Source organism: Actinoplanes sp. NPDC049668 (assembly GCF_044465445.1).
GTDB lineage: Bacteria > Actinomycetota > Actinomycetes > Mycobacteriales > Micromonosporaceae > Actinoplanes.
The window spans coordinates 1,065,236-1,079,630 of the sequence record NZ_JBITLR010000002.1 but is presented as its reverse complement, the minus strand read 5'-3'; the positions used below and the strand labels follow the sequence as shown (position 1 = coordinate 1,079,630).

At 70.7% G+C, this 14,395-nt stretch carries 9 protein-coding genes; 5 read left to right on the top strand and 4 right to left on the bottom strand.

Annotation, left to right across the window (positions count from 1 at the left end):
* The first annotated feature begins 1 nt into the window (after position 1).
* Both ACIBSW_RS11695 and ACIBSW_RS11690 read left to right on the top strand, forming a co-directional pair.
* Positions 2–1,315, top strand: coding sequence for a PQQ-binding-like beta-propeller repeat protein (locus tag ACIBSW_RS11695; RefSeq protein ID WP_354717892.1), 1,314 nt, complete (start codon positions 2–4; stop codon positions 1,313–1,315).
* Positions 1,316–1,391: 76 nt separating this feature from the next.
* Complete coding sequence (locus ACIBSW_RS11690) at positions 1,392–4,487, top strand: DUF3427 domain-containing protein (protein ID WP_354717894.1); 3,096 nt, start codon at positions 1,392–1,394, stop codon at positions 4,485–4,487.
* 12 nt (positions 4,488–4,499) lie between these two features.
* Here the strand turns inward: ACIBSW_RS11690 and ACIBSW_RS11685 are convergent, their stop codons facing one another.
* Positions 4,500–6,770 (bottom strand): ATP-dependent Clp protease ATP-binding subunit, encoded by a 2,271-nt coding sequence (locus ACIBSW_RS11685; protein ID WP_354717896.1) that lies wholly within the window; start codon positions 6,768–6,770, stop codon positions 4,500–4,502.
* Positions 6,771–6,971: 201 nt separating this feature from the next.
* Between ACIBSW_RS11685 and ACIBSW_RS11680 the strand changes: the two genes are divergently transcribed.
* Entirely contained in the window at positions 6,972–7,751 is a 780-nt protein-coding gene (locus ACIBSW_RS11680) for a hypothetical protein (protein WP_354717898.1), read from the top strand.
* Between the two features lie 19 nt (positions 7,752–7,770).
* On the opposite strand, the gene ppk2 is transcribed toward ACIBSW_RS11680, so the two are convergent.
* Both ppk2 and ACIBSW_RS11670 read right to left on the bottom strand, forming a co-directional pair.
* On the bottom strand, positions 7,771–8,664 hold the full coding sequence (gene ppk2 / locus ACIBSW_RS11675) for a polyphosphate kinase 2 (protein ID WP_354717900.1): 894 nt from the start codon (positions 8,662–8,664) through the stop codon (positions 7,771–7,773).
* A gap of 73 nt (positions 8,665–8,737) precedes the next feature.
* On the bottom strand, positions 8,738–10,192 hold the full coding sequence (locus ACIBSW_RS11670; protein ID WP_354717902.1) for an AbfB domain-containing protein: 1,455 nt from the start codon (positions 10,190–10,192) through the stop codon (positions 8,738–8,740).
* 375 nt (positions 10,193–10,567) lie between these two features.
* On the opposite strand from ACIBSW_RS11670, the gene ACIBSW_RS11665 reads away from it, so the two are divergent.
* A complete protein-coding gene (locus ACIBSW_RS11665; protein WP_354717904.1) occupies positions 10,568–11,794 on the top strand; it encodes a cellulose binding domain-containing protein in 1,227 nt (408 codons plus the stop codon).
* 60 nt (positions 11,795–11,854) lie between these two features.
* On the opposite strand, the gene ACIBSW_RS11660 is transcribed toward ACIBSW_RS11665, so the two are convergent.
* The gene (locus tag ACIBSW_RS11660) at positions 11,855–13,180 is read right to left on the bottom strand and encodes a PHB depolymerase family esterase (protein WP_354722244.1); all 1,326 of its coding nucleotides are present in this window, start codon (positions 13,178–13,180) and stop codon (positions 11,855–11,857) included.
* 253 nt (positions 13,181–13,433) lie between these two features.
* On the opposite strand from ACIBSW_RS11660, the gene ACIBSW_RS11655 reads away from it, so the two are divergent.
* Positions 13,434–14,387, top strand: a complete 954-nt coding sequence (locus ACIBSW_RS11655) for a PaaX family transcriptional regulator C-terminal domain-containing protein (RefSeq protein WP_354722245.1) — start codon at positions 13,434–13,436, stop codon at positions 14,385–14,387.
* Positions 14,388–14,395: the final 8 nt, after the last annotated feature.

Here is a 14,395-nt window from a genome sequence, read left to right as displayed (position 1 = left end):
CATGACCGTCATCGATCTTGGACGGGTCGATCACGAAGGTGAAGACCCACCGGCCGCCTCCCGTCCGCGCCCGCTCCGCCGGCGCGAGTGGCGCCGCCTGCTGGTAGCGGTCGTCGCGGTGTGTTGCGTGCTCACGGTGACGGGCTCGGCGCGACCCGAGCCGCGCGGACCGGTGCAGCTCTGGGACGTCCCGTTCGCACTGGAGGCCGACGCGTACGTGCTGTCCGGCGACGGCATCTTCGTGCTCGATGATTCCGGCGGCCGGCGGCTCACCGCACACGACGCCCGGACCGGCGCGGTGCGCTGGTCGACCGCGGCCGGCGACTCCTCCGGGCTCGCCGGCGTCGGGGACGGCACGCTGCTGATGCCGGCGGGTCTCACCGTGATCAACGACGTGGAGCCGGACGGCTCCCCGTCCTATCGGGAATTCAGCCGGGAAACGGTGGCCGTTGACGCGGCGACCGGCCGGCAGCTCTGGCGGCAGCCCGGTGAGATCATGTCCGTCGTCAGCGACCGCGCCCTGCTGCTGGAGTGGGACGAGACCGGCGAGCGGTCGCGCCGGATCCGCATGGTGCGCCTGCGCGACGGCGGCACGGTGTGGTCGCGGGATCGCACCGGCGCGGTCTCCTGGACGATCGACAGGACACCCGGCGTGCGGGCCGACCGCCTGTTGACCGTCACCGCACAGGGCCGGGCCGAGGTGATCGAGCCGGCCGACGGTTCCATCATCACGACCGGAACGTTGCCGCGGCCCGGAGATCATTCGGCCATCGCCTTGCAGGGCCGGCAGTTCTACCAGGATCAGACGGTGCGGGGCCGGACCACGATCACCGCCTACGACATCGACACGCTGCGGCAGCTGTGGACCGTCGAGCAGCCGTCCAGCGGCTCGTTCGGCTGCGGGCCGGTGGTGTGCATCAGCGACGGAGAGTCGATCTTCGGCCACGACCGGGCGACCGGCGCGCGGCTGTGGCGGCTCTCCGGAACCTCGGGCGTCTACCCGCTGACCGGCGGCCGCCTGCTGGCCGAGGACGAGCACGGTGCCCGGCACACCGTCCTGGACGGGACCACCGGGCGGCGCCTCGCGGAGCTGGGCCGCGGCAGGCCGGTGTGGGACTCGCAGGGCCGCGTGACGTACCTGATCGCGGGCACCCTGCAGCCACCCGGCCGGACGTCGGTCAGCAGCTTCGACCCGGCGTCGGCCGAGGTCGTGCTGCGCGGCACGGTCGCGCCGGCACAGACCTGCCGCAACGAGCGCGACCTGCTGACCTGCGTCACCGATGACAACCGGCTGACCGTCACGGACCTCGGCTGACGTCGGATTCCCCACGGACACACCGGGCGCCGGCGGAGTGCGTCGATGCATGCGAATCCTGGGGCAGACTGTGGCCGTGCCGAAGGAACTGCCCGCCGGGCTCTACGAGGTTGTCGTCACCGAGGCCCTGCACGGCCGGCTGGGGAGTATCGACTCGGACCTCGTCAAGCGTGACGGTCTCCGCTCGGCCGATGTCGCCGACCGGATAGCCCAGCTCCTTGCGCGTCAGGTCGAACGAGCTCTTGAGGCGGTACCCGAAGCGGACCGAATCGAGACGGGTGTGGAGGTGGCTCGCCGGCTGCTCGAGGCGCTCGGTACCCGCCTGCCGCGCACCGAGCCCGAGCTAGAAGCACCGCTGCCGCCGGGAGAGGTGCTGGCGGCGATCGGTGAACGGCGGCTTGACGGATCGATCCGCGCCGCGGAGCGCCCGCTCATTCCCCTGGTGGACACCACACTGCTCACCAACGCGCCGGGAGAGCCGAGGGTCGGCAGCCAGATTCTGACGGAGATCGAATCCGCCGACTCGATCGACGTCGTGATGGCGTTCATTCGCCGAAGCGGCCTTCTGCCACTGCTCGCCGCCCTGCGCGAGCACTGTGCGCGCGGCAAACGCCTGCGCGTGCTGACCACCACATACACCGGCTCCACTGAGGCGAAGGCGCTCGACGCGCTGGTCGAGCTCGGCGCCGAGGTTCGGGTCTCCTATGACCTGTCGACCACGCGCCTGCACGCCAAGGCCTGGGTTTTCCACCGGCAGACGACCTTCAGCACCGCGTACGTCGGGTCGTCCAATCTGACGCACTCCGCCCAGGTCGCGGGATTGGAATGGAACGTCCGTCTCTCCGCCGCCCGCAATCCGAGCGTCATCGGCAAGATCGCCGGCGTTTTCGAAAGCTACTGGCAGGGCGGTGACTTCACCGACTACGTGCAGGCGGACTTCTCCGCCGCGCTGGACCGCTCGCGGCGAGCCGGCCTCGACGACACAGACCTAATCAGCCCGCTCGAAGTGCGACTCGAACCGTTTCAGGAACGCCTCTTGGAACTCGTCGAGGTGTCTCGCACGCAGGGCCATCACCGCAATCTGCTCGTGTCGGCCACCGGCACCGGTAAGACCGTCATGGCGGCCGTGGACTATGCCCGGCTCCGCGAACGGCTCCCGCGGGCGCGGCTGCTCTTCGTCGCTCATCGTGAGGAGATCCTCGACCAGAGCCGCCGAACCTTCCGCCAGGTGCTGGCCGACCACGCGTTCGGCGAGACGTGGGTCGGCGGCGCGCGTCCCACGGCGTTCGAGCACGTCTTCGCCTCGGTGCAGAGCCTGGCGGCGGGCCGTTCGGAGCACCTGCCTGCGGACCACTTCGACGTCGTGATCGTGGACGAGTTCCATCACGCTGCGGCCCCGTCATACCGGTTCCTCATGGAGGAACTCCGGCCGCGGGAACTGCTCGGGCTCACGGCTACCCCCGAACGGGCCGATGGCCTGCCGATCCTGCACTGGTTCGGTGACCGTATCGCCTCCGAATTGCGCCTGTGGGACGCCATCGAACAGCACCGGCTCGTGCCGTTCGCGTACTACGGCATCCACGATGGCGTCGACCTCAGCGACGTGCCGTGGCGGCGCGGTCGCGGCTACGACGAGACCGCGTTGACCCAGGTCTACACCAGCGACAAGGCGTGGGCACGCTTCGTCTATCGCCAGCTCGAGCGGCACGTCGATGACATTTCCGCCATCCGGTGCCTGGGATTCTGTGTCAGCGTGGCGCATGCCCGCTACATGGCGGCTCGATTCCAGGACCTCGGTGTGGCCGCGGTGGCGGTCTGGGGCGAGACCTCCGAAGCCGAACGCCGATCGGCGCTGCGAGACCTGAGGGACGGAAAGGTACGTGTCGTCTTCTCGGTCGACCTGTTCAACGAGGGCGTTGATGTGCCCAGCGTCGATACCGTACTCATGCTGCGCCCCACGGAAAGCGCAACGCTCTTTCTGCAGCAACTCGGCCGGGGCCTGCGGACCGCCCGCGGCAAAACGATCTGTACGGTGCTCGACTTCGTGGGTGCGCACCGTCGCGAGTTCCGCCTCGACCTGCGCTACCGGGCGCTGTTGGGCGGAAGCCGCCGCGACCTCGAACGAACCGTCAAAGACGGCTTTCCCTACCTGCCCGCCGGGTGCCACATGGAGCTCGATCGGGTGGCGAGCGACATTGTGCTGCGCAACATCCGCGAAGCCATCCCGTCGCGGTGGCCGGCCAAGGTGGAGGAGCTACGGCGGCTGTCGAGCGGGCAGAGGCAGGTCACCCTGGCCGACTACCTGCGCGAGACGGGCCTCGAGGTCGGCGACATCTACTCCGGCAATCGGGGTTGGTCCGCGATGCGGGAGGCGGCGAGTCTGCAGGTGGCGCCCGCCGGTCCGCACGAGGCCGCGTTGCGGCGGGGGATCGCCCGCACCCTGCACGCCGACGATCTGCAGCGCCTGAACGAGTACGAAAACCTTCTGCGCGGCGCGCGCCCGCCGCAGGTTGACGCCATGGGTGACCTGGAGAGGCGTCTCGCACGGATGCTCGTCGCAAGTCTCACCGACCAGGTGATCAAGAACGACACCTCCCTGCAGACGGCCATCGACATCGTATGGGCCCATCCGCAGGTCATCGCGGAACTGCAGGAGCTGCACGACGTGCTGAGCGATGCGCGTACTCACGTGCAGCATCAGCCGTTGGCCGGCATCCCGCTGCAGGTGCACGCCCAATACACCCGCATCGAGATACTCGCGGCCGTCGGCGAGGGCACCGGCGCCAAGACGCCGCAATGGCGCGAAGGGGTGTACGACGCGAAGGGCGCCGGCGCAGACCTCCTCGCCTTCACACTGGACAAGACCAGCGGCGACTTCTCCCCGACTACCCGATACCGCGACTACGCGATCAGCCGGGACCTCATCCACTGGGAGAGCCAGTCCAACACCCCCGCTGACAGCCCTACCGGTCGGCGATACCGAAACCATGCGGCCCTGGGCCGATCGATCCTCCTCTTCGCCCGTACGCGCGCCGACGATCGCGCATTCTGGTTCCTCGGGCCCGCCAGGTATGTGCGGCACGAGGGTGAGCGTCCGATGGCGGTGACCTGGAGGCTGGAGACGCCCTTGTCAGGCGATCTCTTCGCCGCCTTCGCCGCCGCCGTCGCCTGACGGCCGCGACGTTCACGCAGGCCAGGTAAGCAGGCTCGCCTCCTCTTGCTCGTGGAACGTCAGCGCGGAGTCCTCGTAGTCGACCACGACGACGTGACCGGTGAGGAGGTCGCCGTGCAGGATGCGTTCGGCCAGGACGTCCTCGACCTCGCGCTGAATGGTGCGGCGAAGCGGACGTGCGCCGAGCGACGGGTCGAAGCCCAGCGCCCCGAGGTGCCGGCGGGCCGCGTCGGTGACCTCGACGCCCATGCCGCGGTCGCGCAGCCGCAGGTCGAGGCGGGCCAGCAGCACGTCGACGATCGCCAGCACGTCGGCCTCGGTCAGCCGGGGGAACACGATGGTGTCGTCGATGCGGTTGAGGAACTCCGGCCGGAAGTGCCGCTTCAGCTCGTCGTGGACCTTGGCGGCCATCCGGTCCTGCGTGCCGTCGGCGGTCCCGAAGCCGAGCGACAACGGCTTGGCGGCGTCGCGGGTGCCGAGGTTGGTGGTCAGGATGATGACCGTGTTCCTGAAGTCCACGGTCCGGCCCTGCCCGTCGGTCAGCCGGCCGTCCTCCAGGATCTGGAGCAGCGTGTTGAAGACGTCCGGGTCGGCCTTCTCGATCTCGTCGAACAGGACCACCGAGTACGGCTTGCGCCGCACCTTCTCGGTGAGCTGGCCGCCCTCGTCGTGGCCGACGTAGCCGGGCGGGGCACCGACCAGGCGGGACACGGTGTGCCGGTCGTGGAACTCGGACATGTCCAGCTGGATCAGCGAGTCCTCCGAGCCGAAGAGGTACTCCGCGAGGGCCTTGGAGAGCTCGGTCTTACCGACCCCCGACGGGCCGGCGAAGATGAACGACCCGCACGGGCGCTTCGGGTCCTTCAGCCCCGCCCGGGTACGCCGGATCGCGCGGGCGACCGCTCGGACCGCCTCCGTCTGGCCGATGATCCGCTTGTGGAGTTCGTCCTCCATGCGCAGCAGCCGGGACGTCTCCTCATCGGTCAGGCGCTGCACGGGAATGCCCGTCCAGTGCGCCAGGACCTCGGCGATCTGTTCGCCGCCGATGTCCGACCCGCCGCCCGGTCCGTCGCCCCGCGGCCGGACGTGCGCCCACGCGCCGGCCTCGTCGATCAGGTCGATCGCCTTGTCGGGCAGGAAGCGGTCGGCGACGTACCGGTCGGCCAGGGCGACGGCGGTCGCGAGGGCGGCGTCGGTGTACGAGACGCGGTGGTGCTCCTCGTACCGGTTGCGCAGACCCTTGAGGATCTCGACGGCCTCGGCGGAGGTCGGCTCCTCGATCGGGATCGGCTGGAAGCGGCGGGCGAGCGCGGCGTCCTTCTCGAAGTACGTCCGGTACTCCGCCGTGGTGGTGGCGCCGATCGTCTGCAGTTCGCCGCGCGCGAGCATCGGCTTCAGAATCGAAGCCGCGTCGATCGCGCCCTCGGCCGCGCCCGCGCCGACCAGCGTGTGGATCTCGTCGATGAACAGGATGACGTCGCCGCGGGTGCGGCACTCCCTGACCACCTTCTTGAGGCGTTCCTCGAAGTCGCCGCGGTAGCGCGAGCCGGCCACCAGGGCACTCAGGTCGAGGCTGTACACGTGCTTGGCGCGCAGCGTCTCGGGCACGTCACCGGCGACGATGCGCCGGCACAGGCCCTCGACGACGGCGGTCTTGCCGACGCCGGGCGCGCCGAGCAGGACCGGGTTGTTCTTGGTGCGGCAGGACAGCACCACCGTGATCCGGTCGATCTCGCGGTCGCGGCCGACGACCGGGTCGAGGCGGCCGTCCCGGGCGCGCTGGGTGAGGTTCTCGCCGTACTGGTCGAGCAGGGCGGAGGTCGCCGGCGGCGCGGCGGCCAGGGCGGGGTGCCCGGACAGCAGCACGAGGACCTTTTCGCGTACGCGCAGAGGGTCCGCACCCAGGGTGACCAGGATCTGAGCCGTCAGGCCGCGGTCGTCCCGGACGAGCCCGAGCAGGATGTGCTCGGGGCCGATGTGGTTGTGGCCCAGCTTGAGCGCCTCGCGCAGGGCGAGTTCGAGGACGTTCTTGGCGGCGGGGGTGAACGGGACGTGCATGCCCGGCGCCTCGCGGCCCTCGCCGACGGCCCGCGCCACCTCGGCGCGGGCGGCCTCGAGCGTCACGTCCAAGGCGGTCAGCGCCTGCGCGGCCGCGCCCTCGCCCTCCCTGATCAGGCCGAGCAGCAGGTGCTCGGTGCCGATGTCGCGGTGATTGAGGAGCCGGGCCTCGTCCTGAGCCAGGACGACGACCCGCCGGGCCTGGTCGGTGAATCGTTCGAACACGTCACTCACGTCCTCGCGGCGAGGGCCCCACGCACCCCTCCCGATCGGCGCACGTGGACGTGCGTACGGGTGGTGTGCGCTGAGTCAGAGCCTCTTGGCGTCGACGCGAGCCCGCGTGGGCGGCTCGCACGCTCGTGCAGGCGCGGCTGCCCCCTCAACGTACAACGGAGAACCTACGATGGCCCAAGGGGAGGGGCCGCCATGACCGGAACCGAACGTCGTCGCCAGGCCAACGACCGTGCCCGCAGGCGCGCCATCCGGGCCCTCGCCGCCCAGATGGGAGTGCCTTACTCGGTCGCGGCGCGGTTGATCGCCGACCCGCACCGCTCGCTGATGTTCGCCCACCGCGAACAACGTCCCTTCCACGCCCGGGTGCGCGACACCCGGGACGCGGCGGCCCCACCGCTGGGCCGCGCCGCCCACCTTGCGGCCCGCTTCCCGCGCCTGCACACCGCCGCGGGCCGGCTCTACGACGGCCGCGACCGGCAGACGGTGCTGGCGATGCTGTACGCGACGGTGGCGCACGAGTCGCCGGGTCTGCTGCCCGCTGTCGAGGAGCTGGCGTGGGTGGCCGAGCTCGGCGAGGAGACGGCGGTCGACATCACCTGCGCGGCCCTGGACCGGGCCGCCCGGCTCGTGCTCGACGGCGACCAGTGGCGACTGTGGACCAGGATCGAGGCCGCCCTCGACGCGGGTGACCGGCGCAGCGAGGCGACGATCACCCTGGGACGCGAACTACGGACGGTGAGTCTGCGGGGCTCGCTGGCGGGCGCCCGGCAGACCCTCGACGCGGTGCTGCTCGCGGCTCATCGGCTCAGGGCGCCGGGGGCGCCACTGCGCCTCGGTGGGCGGGCGGCCACGGTGGTGGGGGCACGCTGGCCGGAGAGCGGACCGCCGACGGCGTACGAGGTACGGCTCGACGGTGACCCCCGGGTCCATGTCGTCGATCTCGGCCACGAGCAGCAGCCGGCCGGCGTGTGACCGGAGCGCGGTGCCGTGGTTACGAGCGGCCCGCCTTCGCGCGTTTCTTGCGGGACTCTTCCTTGGCGGCCTTCGCCGGGGGCGACTCCGCGACCGCTGACCGGGTCGACAGCGACCCGGCATGGTCCGGTACGAACTTCTGCATCTCGCGTGGAGTTCGCCGATAGCCGCTTGACGGCGGTCGAGGCGGCAACGACAGGGGCACGCGTTGCACCTCATGGTAGGGAATCGTGGAGACCAGATGGGCGAGCATGTTTATGCGCGCCCGCCGTTTGTCCTCGCTCTCGACGACGTACCAGGGCGCCTCGGGAATGTCGGTGTGCAGGAACATCTCGTCCTTGGCCCGGGAGTAGTCCTCCCATCGGCTGATCGACTCGAGGTCCATGGGGGACAGCTTCCAGCGTCGCATCGGATCGTGCAGGCGGGAACGGAACCGTTCCTCCTGTGCGTGATCGCTGACCGAGAACCAGTACTTGCGAAGCAGAATGCCATCCTCGGTCAGCAGTCGTTCGAAGATCGGGCACTGGTGCAGGAAGCGCATGTACTCCTCGGTGCTGCAGAAACCCATCACCCGTTCGACACCGGCCCGGTTGTACCAGCTTCGGTCGAACAGCACGATCTCCCCGGCGGCGGGGAAATGCTCGATGTAGCGCTGGAAGTACCACTGCCCGCGCTCGCGCTCGGTCGGCGCGGGCAACGCGGCGATACGCGCGAGGCGGGGATTGAGATACTCGGTGACCCGCTTGATGGTGCTTCCCTTGCCGGCCGCGTCCCGTCCCTCGAAGACGACGACGACCCGGGCGCCTTCCACCTTCACCCATTCCTGCAGCTTGACGAGCTCACCCTGAAGGCGAAACAACTCTGCCTCGTAGGCCTGCTTCGGTAGTCGTTCGACCCGCTCATGCCTGGCCATCGCCGCCCACCTCCGAGTCGTCCCACCTCCGACTGTAAGGGCTGACGCGCCTCCCGCGCTGTTCTGGGGCGGATCAGGCCAGCGGGCCGCGGATGAAGAACGAGCTCTGCGCGCGGAAGTCGGCGCTCCCGTCGTACTGGTCGATCCACAACTCGGCGCCGAGGTGGCGTACGAAGAAGCCCGGGTAGTTCTTCGACTCCAGGGCGATCGACCCGGCGGTGAACCCGGCGCGGGGGCAGAAGGTCGCGTCCCGGCGGAACAGCACGGTGCCCTCGTCCGGGTTCATCCGCAGCCGGAACGACGAATGACGCAGGTAGCGACCGTCCTGCCCGCGGAACGACGAGCAGGCCGGGTCGGCGATCCCCGCGACCGCGAGCAGGGTGGCCTGCTGCCGGGCGGCGGCGCCACTCGACGGGCCGACCTGGGTGAGCAGTCCGCGGTCGCCGGAGGCCGAGACATAACTCCCAGCGGCCTCGGCCGACTCGAGGGACATCCGGCCGGCCGAGAGCAGCCCGGCCGGCCGGCTCGGCGCGGGCGAGATGGTCTGCCGGGGCTGCCCGGACGCCGTCCATCCGTTCGTCGGCACGACCACGCCGGCGGCGAGGACGACCGCGCCGACCGTGGCCACCACCGGGTGCGCCCCGATCGCCTGCGCGGCACCGCCGAGCCAGGTCGCCGCGCTCGTCGCGCCCGCCGTCGCGCCGTGACCCGCGCCGCCGGCGGCGAATGTCTTGGCGAGTACGGCGCCGGCCAGCGCCGCCGGGGCGGTGACGAGGGCAAGCCCGGCGAGCAGCCGCTCGACGGGCACCAGGTCGCCCGTGGCCTGGGCGCAGACCGGGCACGAGCGAACGTGCCTGCCGATCCGTTTGCGCCAGAACGCGCTCGGGACGCTGTCCCAGCCGGCGACGACGCCCTCCAGCTCGGTGCAGCCGGGCGAGGCCTCCAGCGCGGCGACGACCCTGCGGCTCAGCTCCAGCTGTTCCCGCATGCGCTGCACCCGTACGCCGGTGCTGGCCACGTTCTCGCCCATGGCCCTGGCCGTGTCCACGCGGGTCAGTTCGCCGACCGTCTCCAACGACCACAGTGAGTAGACGGCCCGCTCGCGCGTGCCCATCCACCGGGTCGCATGCCCGATCTGCCGGCGTTGCGTGGCCAGGTCCGCCCGCAGCAGCGCCGGGCCCTCCACCTCGGCGGCCGCGTCGGGCCGGCCGATGGCGTCGTCGAGTGGCGCCGCCCGTCCCTCGCGCCGGTTGCCCCGGGCCCGGTGGACGGCGATCTGCCGGAAGGCGGTGGCGGCGAGCCAGGGCCGGAAGCTCCCCGGGTCGCGCAGGCTGGGCAGCCGCTGGAAGGCGCGCAGCATGATGTCCTGTACGACGTCATCGACGTCCGGATCGCCGGGCATGGCCTGCCACACGAGGCGGTAGACGAACGGCAGGTGGCACCGGGCCAGCTCGCTCATCGCGCCGCTGTCGCCGGCGCGTGCCGCGGTGACGACAGCCACTTCCTCGGTACGGGATAGCTGGGTCACGAAACGTCCTGCCTCGAGCGCTCACTTTCAGCATCCGCATGTTACGAGCGCGTGTCCCCGGCGTTCAAGGAGCAAATCCCGCACACGGCTACCGGAAGTCCTTGCTGAAAAACCGTTATGAAGCGTACGGAGGTGCAGTGCGGTTTTCATACAATTCACTGGCATCTATTGAATGTTGATGTTTTCGCAATGCGGAAAAACGCTCTGGCGGAAAAGCGTTATGTCTGCATCGATGCCAGAAACCGCTGCTCAGGCCGGTTGCTTGAGTTCATGGGAGCGCTCCCGTAACATGCGGAACAATCCCCTTGTTAACGCTCACCTCCGCCAGTCAAGTCTCCTCTCCTGCCGCAATTCCCCGTCCCGAAAGGTTTCGTCATGTCCATTCGAAAGCTCGTCGGCCTTGCGGTAGCGGCCGGCATCGCCCTGGCCGCGGTGGCGGTGATTCCCGCCGTTGCCGCGCCGACCGCCGGGTGCGGCAAGGCGCCGACGCTGACCAGCGGCACCCGCACCATCTCCAGCGGGGGCCAGAACCGTACGTACATCCTCCGGGTCCCGGACGGCTACGACCGCAACAGACCGTACAAGCTGATCTTCGCCTTCCACTGGCTGAACGGAACCGCCGCCAACGTGGCCGGCGGCGGCTACTACGGACTCCAGCAGCTGTCGAACAACTCGGCGATCTTCGTCGCGCCGCAGGGCCTCGACAACGGCTGGGCGAACACCGGCGGCCGGGACCTGACCCTGGTGGACAACCTGACCGCGCTGATCGAGGGCGAGCTGTGCGTCGACACCTCGCAGCTGTTCGCCCTCGGCTGGAGTTACGGCGGCTCGATGAGTTACGCCGTGGCGTGCGCCCGCCCGGCGGTGTTCCGCGCGGTCGCGGTGCTCTCCGGCGCCAACCTCAGCGGCTGCGCTCCCGGCACGCAGCCGGTCGCCTACCTCGGGATCCACGGCACCCACGACAGCGTGCTGAACATCTCGATGGGCCGCTCGATCCGCGACACGTTCGTGCGCAACAACGGATGCATGTCGCAGAATCCGCCCGAGCCGGCGCAGGGCAGCCTCACCCACGTCGTGACCGCGTACGCGGGCTGCCGTGCCGGATACCCGGTGGTGTGGGCGGCGTTCGACGGCGACCACACGCCGGAGCCGGTGGACGGCTCCACCTCGCCCAACGCCGCCCGGACCTGGGTCGGCGGGGAGATCTGGAAGTTCTTCACGGCGCTGCCCGGCACCACACCGTCCTCGCCGCCGACCTCGCCGACCACGCCGCCCACACCCAGCTCGCCGCCCACCGCCCAGCCGGGTGCCTGCACCGCCGGGTTCCGGGTCGTCGGTCAGTGGCAGGGCGGATTCCAGGCCGAGGTCACCGTGACGGCCGGCGCGGCCGCGCTGACCGGATGGCGGGTCGGCTGGACGTTCGCCGGCGGTCAGTCGGTCACCCAGGTGTGGGGCGGCCGCCACACCTCCAGCGGCGGCGCTCAGCAGGTCGTCAACGAGACCTGGAACGGCAGTCTCGCCGCGGGGGCCTCCACCACGTTCGGGTTCCTCGCCTCGGGCACGCCGTCCACCCCGACGATGACCTGCGCCGTGTCCGCGTGACCCGGCGCACGCGGGGGTGAGCGGGGGTGCCGCCGGATCCACCGGCGGCACCCCTGCCTGTCAGGCCGTCGCGCAGCCGCTGCCGTTGAGGGTGAACGCGCCGGGCTTGCCGGTGTTGCCGGTGTGGGTGGCCTGGAAGCCGATGGTGACCGAGCCGTTGGCCGGGATCGCGCCGTTGTAGTTCGCGTTCCGGGCGGTCACCTGGCCCGAGGCCGGTGTGTAGGTGGCGTTCCAGCCGGAGGTGATGGTCTGCCCGTCCGGCAGGGTGAAGACCAGCGACCAGCCGTTGACCGCGGCGGTGCCGGTGTTGGTGATGGTGAGGCTCTCGGTCAGGCCGGTGTTCCAGGCGTTCACCGTGGCCGTCACGCGGCACGGACCCGAGGCCGGCGGCGAGCTCGGCGTGGTCGATGTGGGCGGCGTGGTCGGGGTGGTCGGCGGCGGCGTGGTGGTGCCGCCGGTGAGACCGAAGAAGCCGATCGCGTACGCGGCCATGCCGCTGCTCGGCAGGCTGTGCCCGGCGCCCTGGATGCTGTACGCCTCGACCTGCACAGAGCCGGAGGAGTCGGCGTAGCGGCGGCGGTTCCAGCCGGACTGCGGGGTGTCACTGGAGGTCGGCGTCTGGCTCAGCCCGAACACGTTGGTCCACTGCTCGATCTCCTCCTGCAGCAGCGAGTACGGCACCAGGGTGTCGTTGGTGCCGTGCCACAGCTGGACGCGCGGACGCGTTCCGCTGTATCCCGGATAGGCCTGCCGCACCGCGTCGCCCCACTGCTGCGGGCTGCGGTCCATGCTGCCGCCGGTGCACCTGCTGGCGCCGGGCGGGTAGTCGGCGGCGGAGGCGAAACAGTTGAACGGCACGCCCATGAACGCCGCGCCGGCCTTGAAGACGTCCGGGTAGAGGGCGAGCATCTCGTTGGTCATCATCCCGCCCGAGGAGCTGCCGGTCGCGTAGACGCGGTTCGGGTCGCCGCCGTACTGCCGCTGGGCGTAGGTGACCATCGAGACGATCGACACCGGGTCGCTACCGCCGCCGCGCCGCTTGGCGGCGTCGGACCAGGTGTCGAAGCAGTTGCCGAACCCGGCCTGCTGGGTCGCGGTGGGGTAGATGACCAGGTATCCGTACCGGTCGGCCAGGCCGGCGAACTCGCTGCCGGAGTAGAAGCCCGGGCCGGAGCCGCCGCAGCCGTGCATGGCGACCACGATGGCCGGGTTGGCCGGACGGGTATCCGGGACGTAGATGTGCATCCGCATCCCGCCCGGGTTGTCGCCGAAGCTGGTGACCTCGGTCAGTGACGCGGCGAACGCGGGTCGCGTCGCCGGCACGACCAGCCCGGCGACGGCCAGCGAGATGGCCGTGGCGAGCAGGAGTCTCCGTCTGATCTTCATCGCCTGTCTCCTTCGTTCCGCGCGTGCGCGGTTCGTGGTGGCGGATGAGGAGGGGAGGCACGCGCGGGTGAGCCGCTCGGCGAACGGGAAGTCGTCGAGGTGGCCGTCGTGCAAGGCCCGGTCCACATCGTCGTGTTACAGAAAGTCTTCACCCGGGTCAGGAAACTGTCAATCGACATCAGTCGATCGATTTGCCGGCTCGACCCTTATAGTCATATCGCCGTACGTCCGTCTTCTCCGGGAGCCCGTCGCCGTGACCAGCCCGTACGACATCGACGAGATCTTCCCCGAGGAGCCGGCCGGAACCGTCCGGCTGCCGCGGCGGCAGGCCGGCAACTCGCCGCAGGGTCTGGCCGTGACCCTGCTGGCGGACTACACGCTGCGAACCCGCGCGTGGCTGCCCAGCGCCGCGATGGTGGCCCTGCTGGCCGAGGCCGGCGTCAGCCCGGCGGGAGCGCGGACGGCGATCAGCCGGCTCCTTCGCCGCGGCGTCCTCGAAGGACATCGCCAGGGCCGGCGCGGCTTCTATCGCCTGACGCCGGCGGCCGCCGCGTTCCTGACCATCGGCGGGAGCGCGATCGCCGAGGCCGCCGGGGCGCCACCGTGGGACGAGCACTGGACGCTCATCGCCTTCTCCCTGCCGCAGCAGCAGAGCACGCTCCGGCGCGCGCTGTGCAGCCGGCTGCGCTGGATGGGCTACGCGCCGCTCTACGCCGGCCTGTGGATCTCCCCGCACGACCTCAGCGAGAAGACCCGGGCCCGGCTCGCCGAGGTCACCCTCGGCACGGTGACCGTGTTCCGCGCCCGGCACGTCGAGCTGGACACGACGGTCCGCCGAAACCCCCTCGACGCGTGGGACACCGCGGAGATCGCGCGGCAGTACGAGTCCTTCATCCGGCGCTGGAGCCCGGCGCTGCCGAAGACCCGGGCCGGCGCGATCCTCGGTGCGGACGCGGTCCGCGCCCGCACCGAGGTCATGGACACCTATCGCCGCCTGCCCATTCTCGATCCGCATCTGCCGCTGCGGCTGCTGCCGCGGGGCTGGTTGCGCGAACCCGCCCGTGAGCTGTTCAGGGCCGTCTACGACGGCCTCGCCGACGCCGCCCAGGCCCACGTGCGCGCGGTGGCGGGCCCGTACGCCGGCGACGACGGCGCCGGCATCCGGGCACACACCGTCGCCGAACTGGCCGCCGGTCTGGGCCGGTAGGTGGTGCC

Coding starts and splice junctions, on each gene's coding strand:
- ACIBSW_RS11680 (WP_354717898.1), top strand. CDS start 6,972: ATGACCGGAACCGAACGTCGTCGCCAGGCCAACGACCGTGCCCGCAGG.
- ACIBSW_RS11695 (WP_354717892.1), top strand. CDS start 2: ATGACCGTCATCGATCTTGGACGGGTCGATCACGAAGGTGAAGACCCA.
- ACIBSW_RS11660 (WP_354722244.1), bottom strand. CDS start 13,180: ATGAAGATCAGACGGAGACTCCTGCTCGCCACGGCCATCTCGCTGGCC.
- ACIBSW_RS11665 (WP_354717904.1), top strand. CDS start 10,568: ATGTCCATTCGAAAGCTCGTCGGCCTTGCGGTAGCGGCCGGCATCGCC.
- ppk2 (WP_354717900.1), bottom strand. CDS start 8,664: ATGGCCAGGCATGAGCGGGTCGAACGACTACCGAAGCAGGCCTACGAG.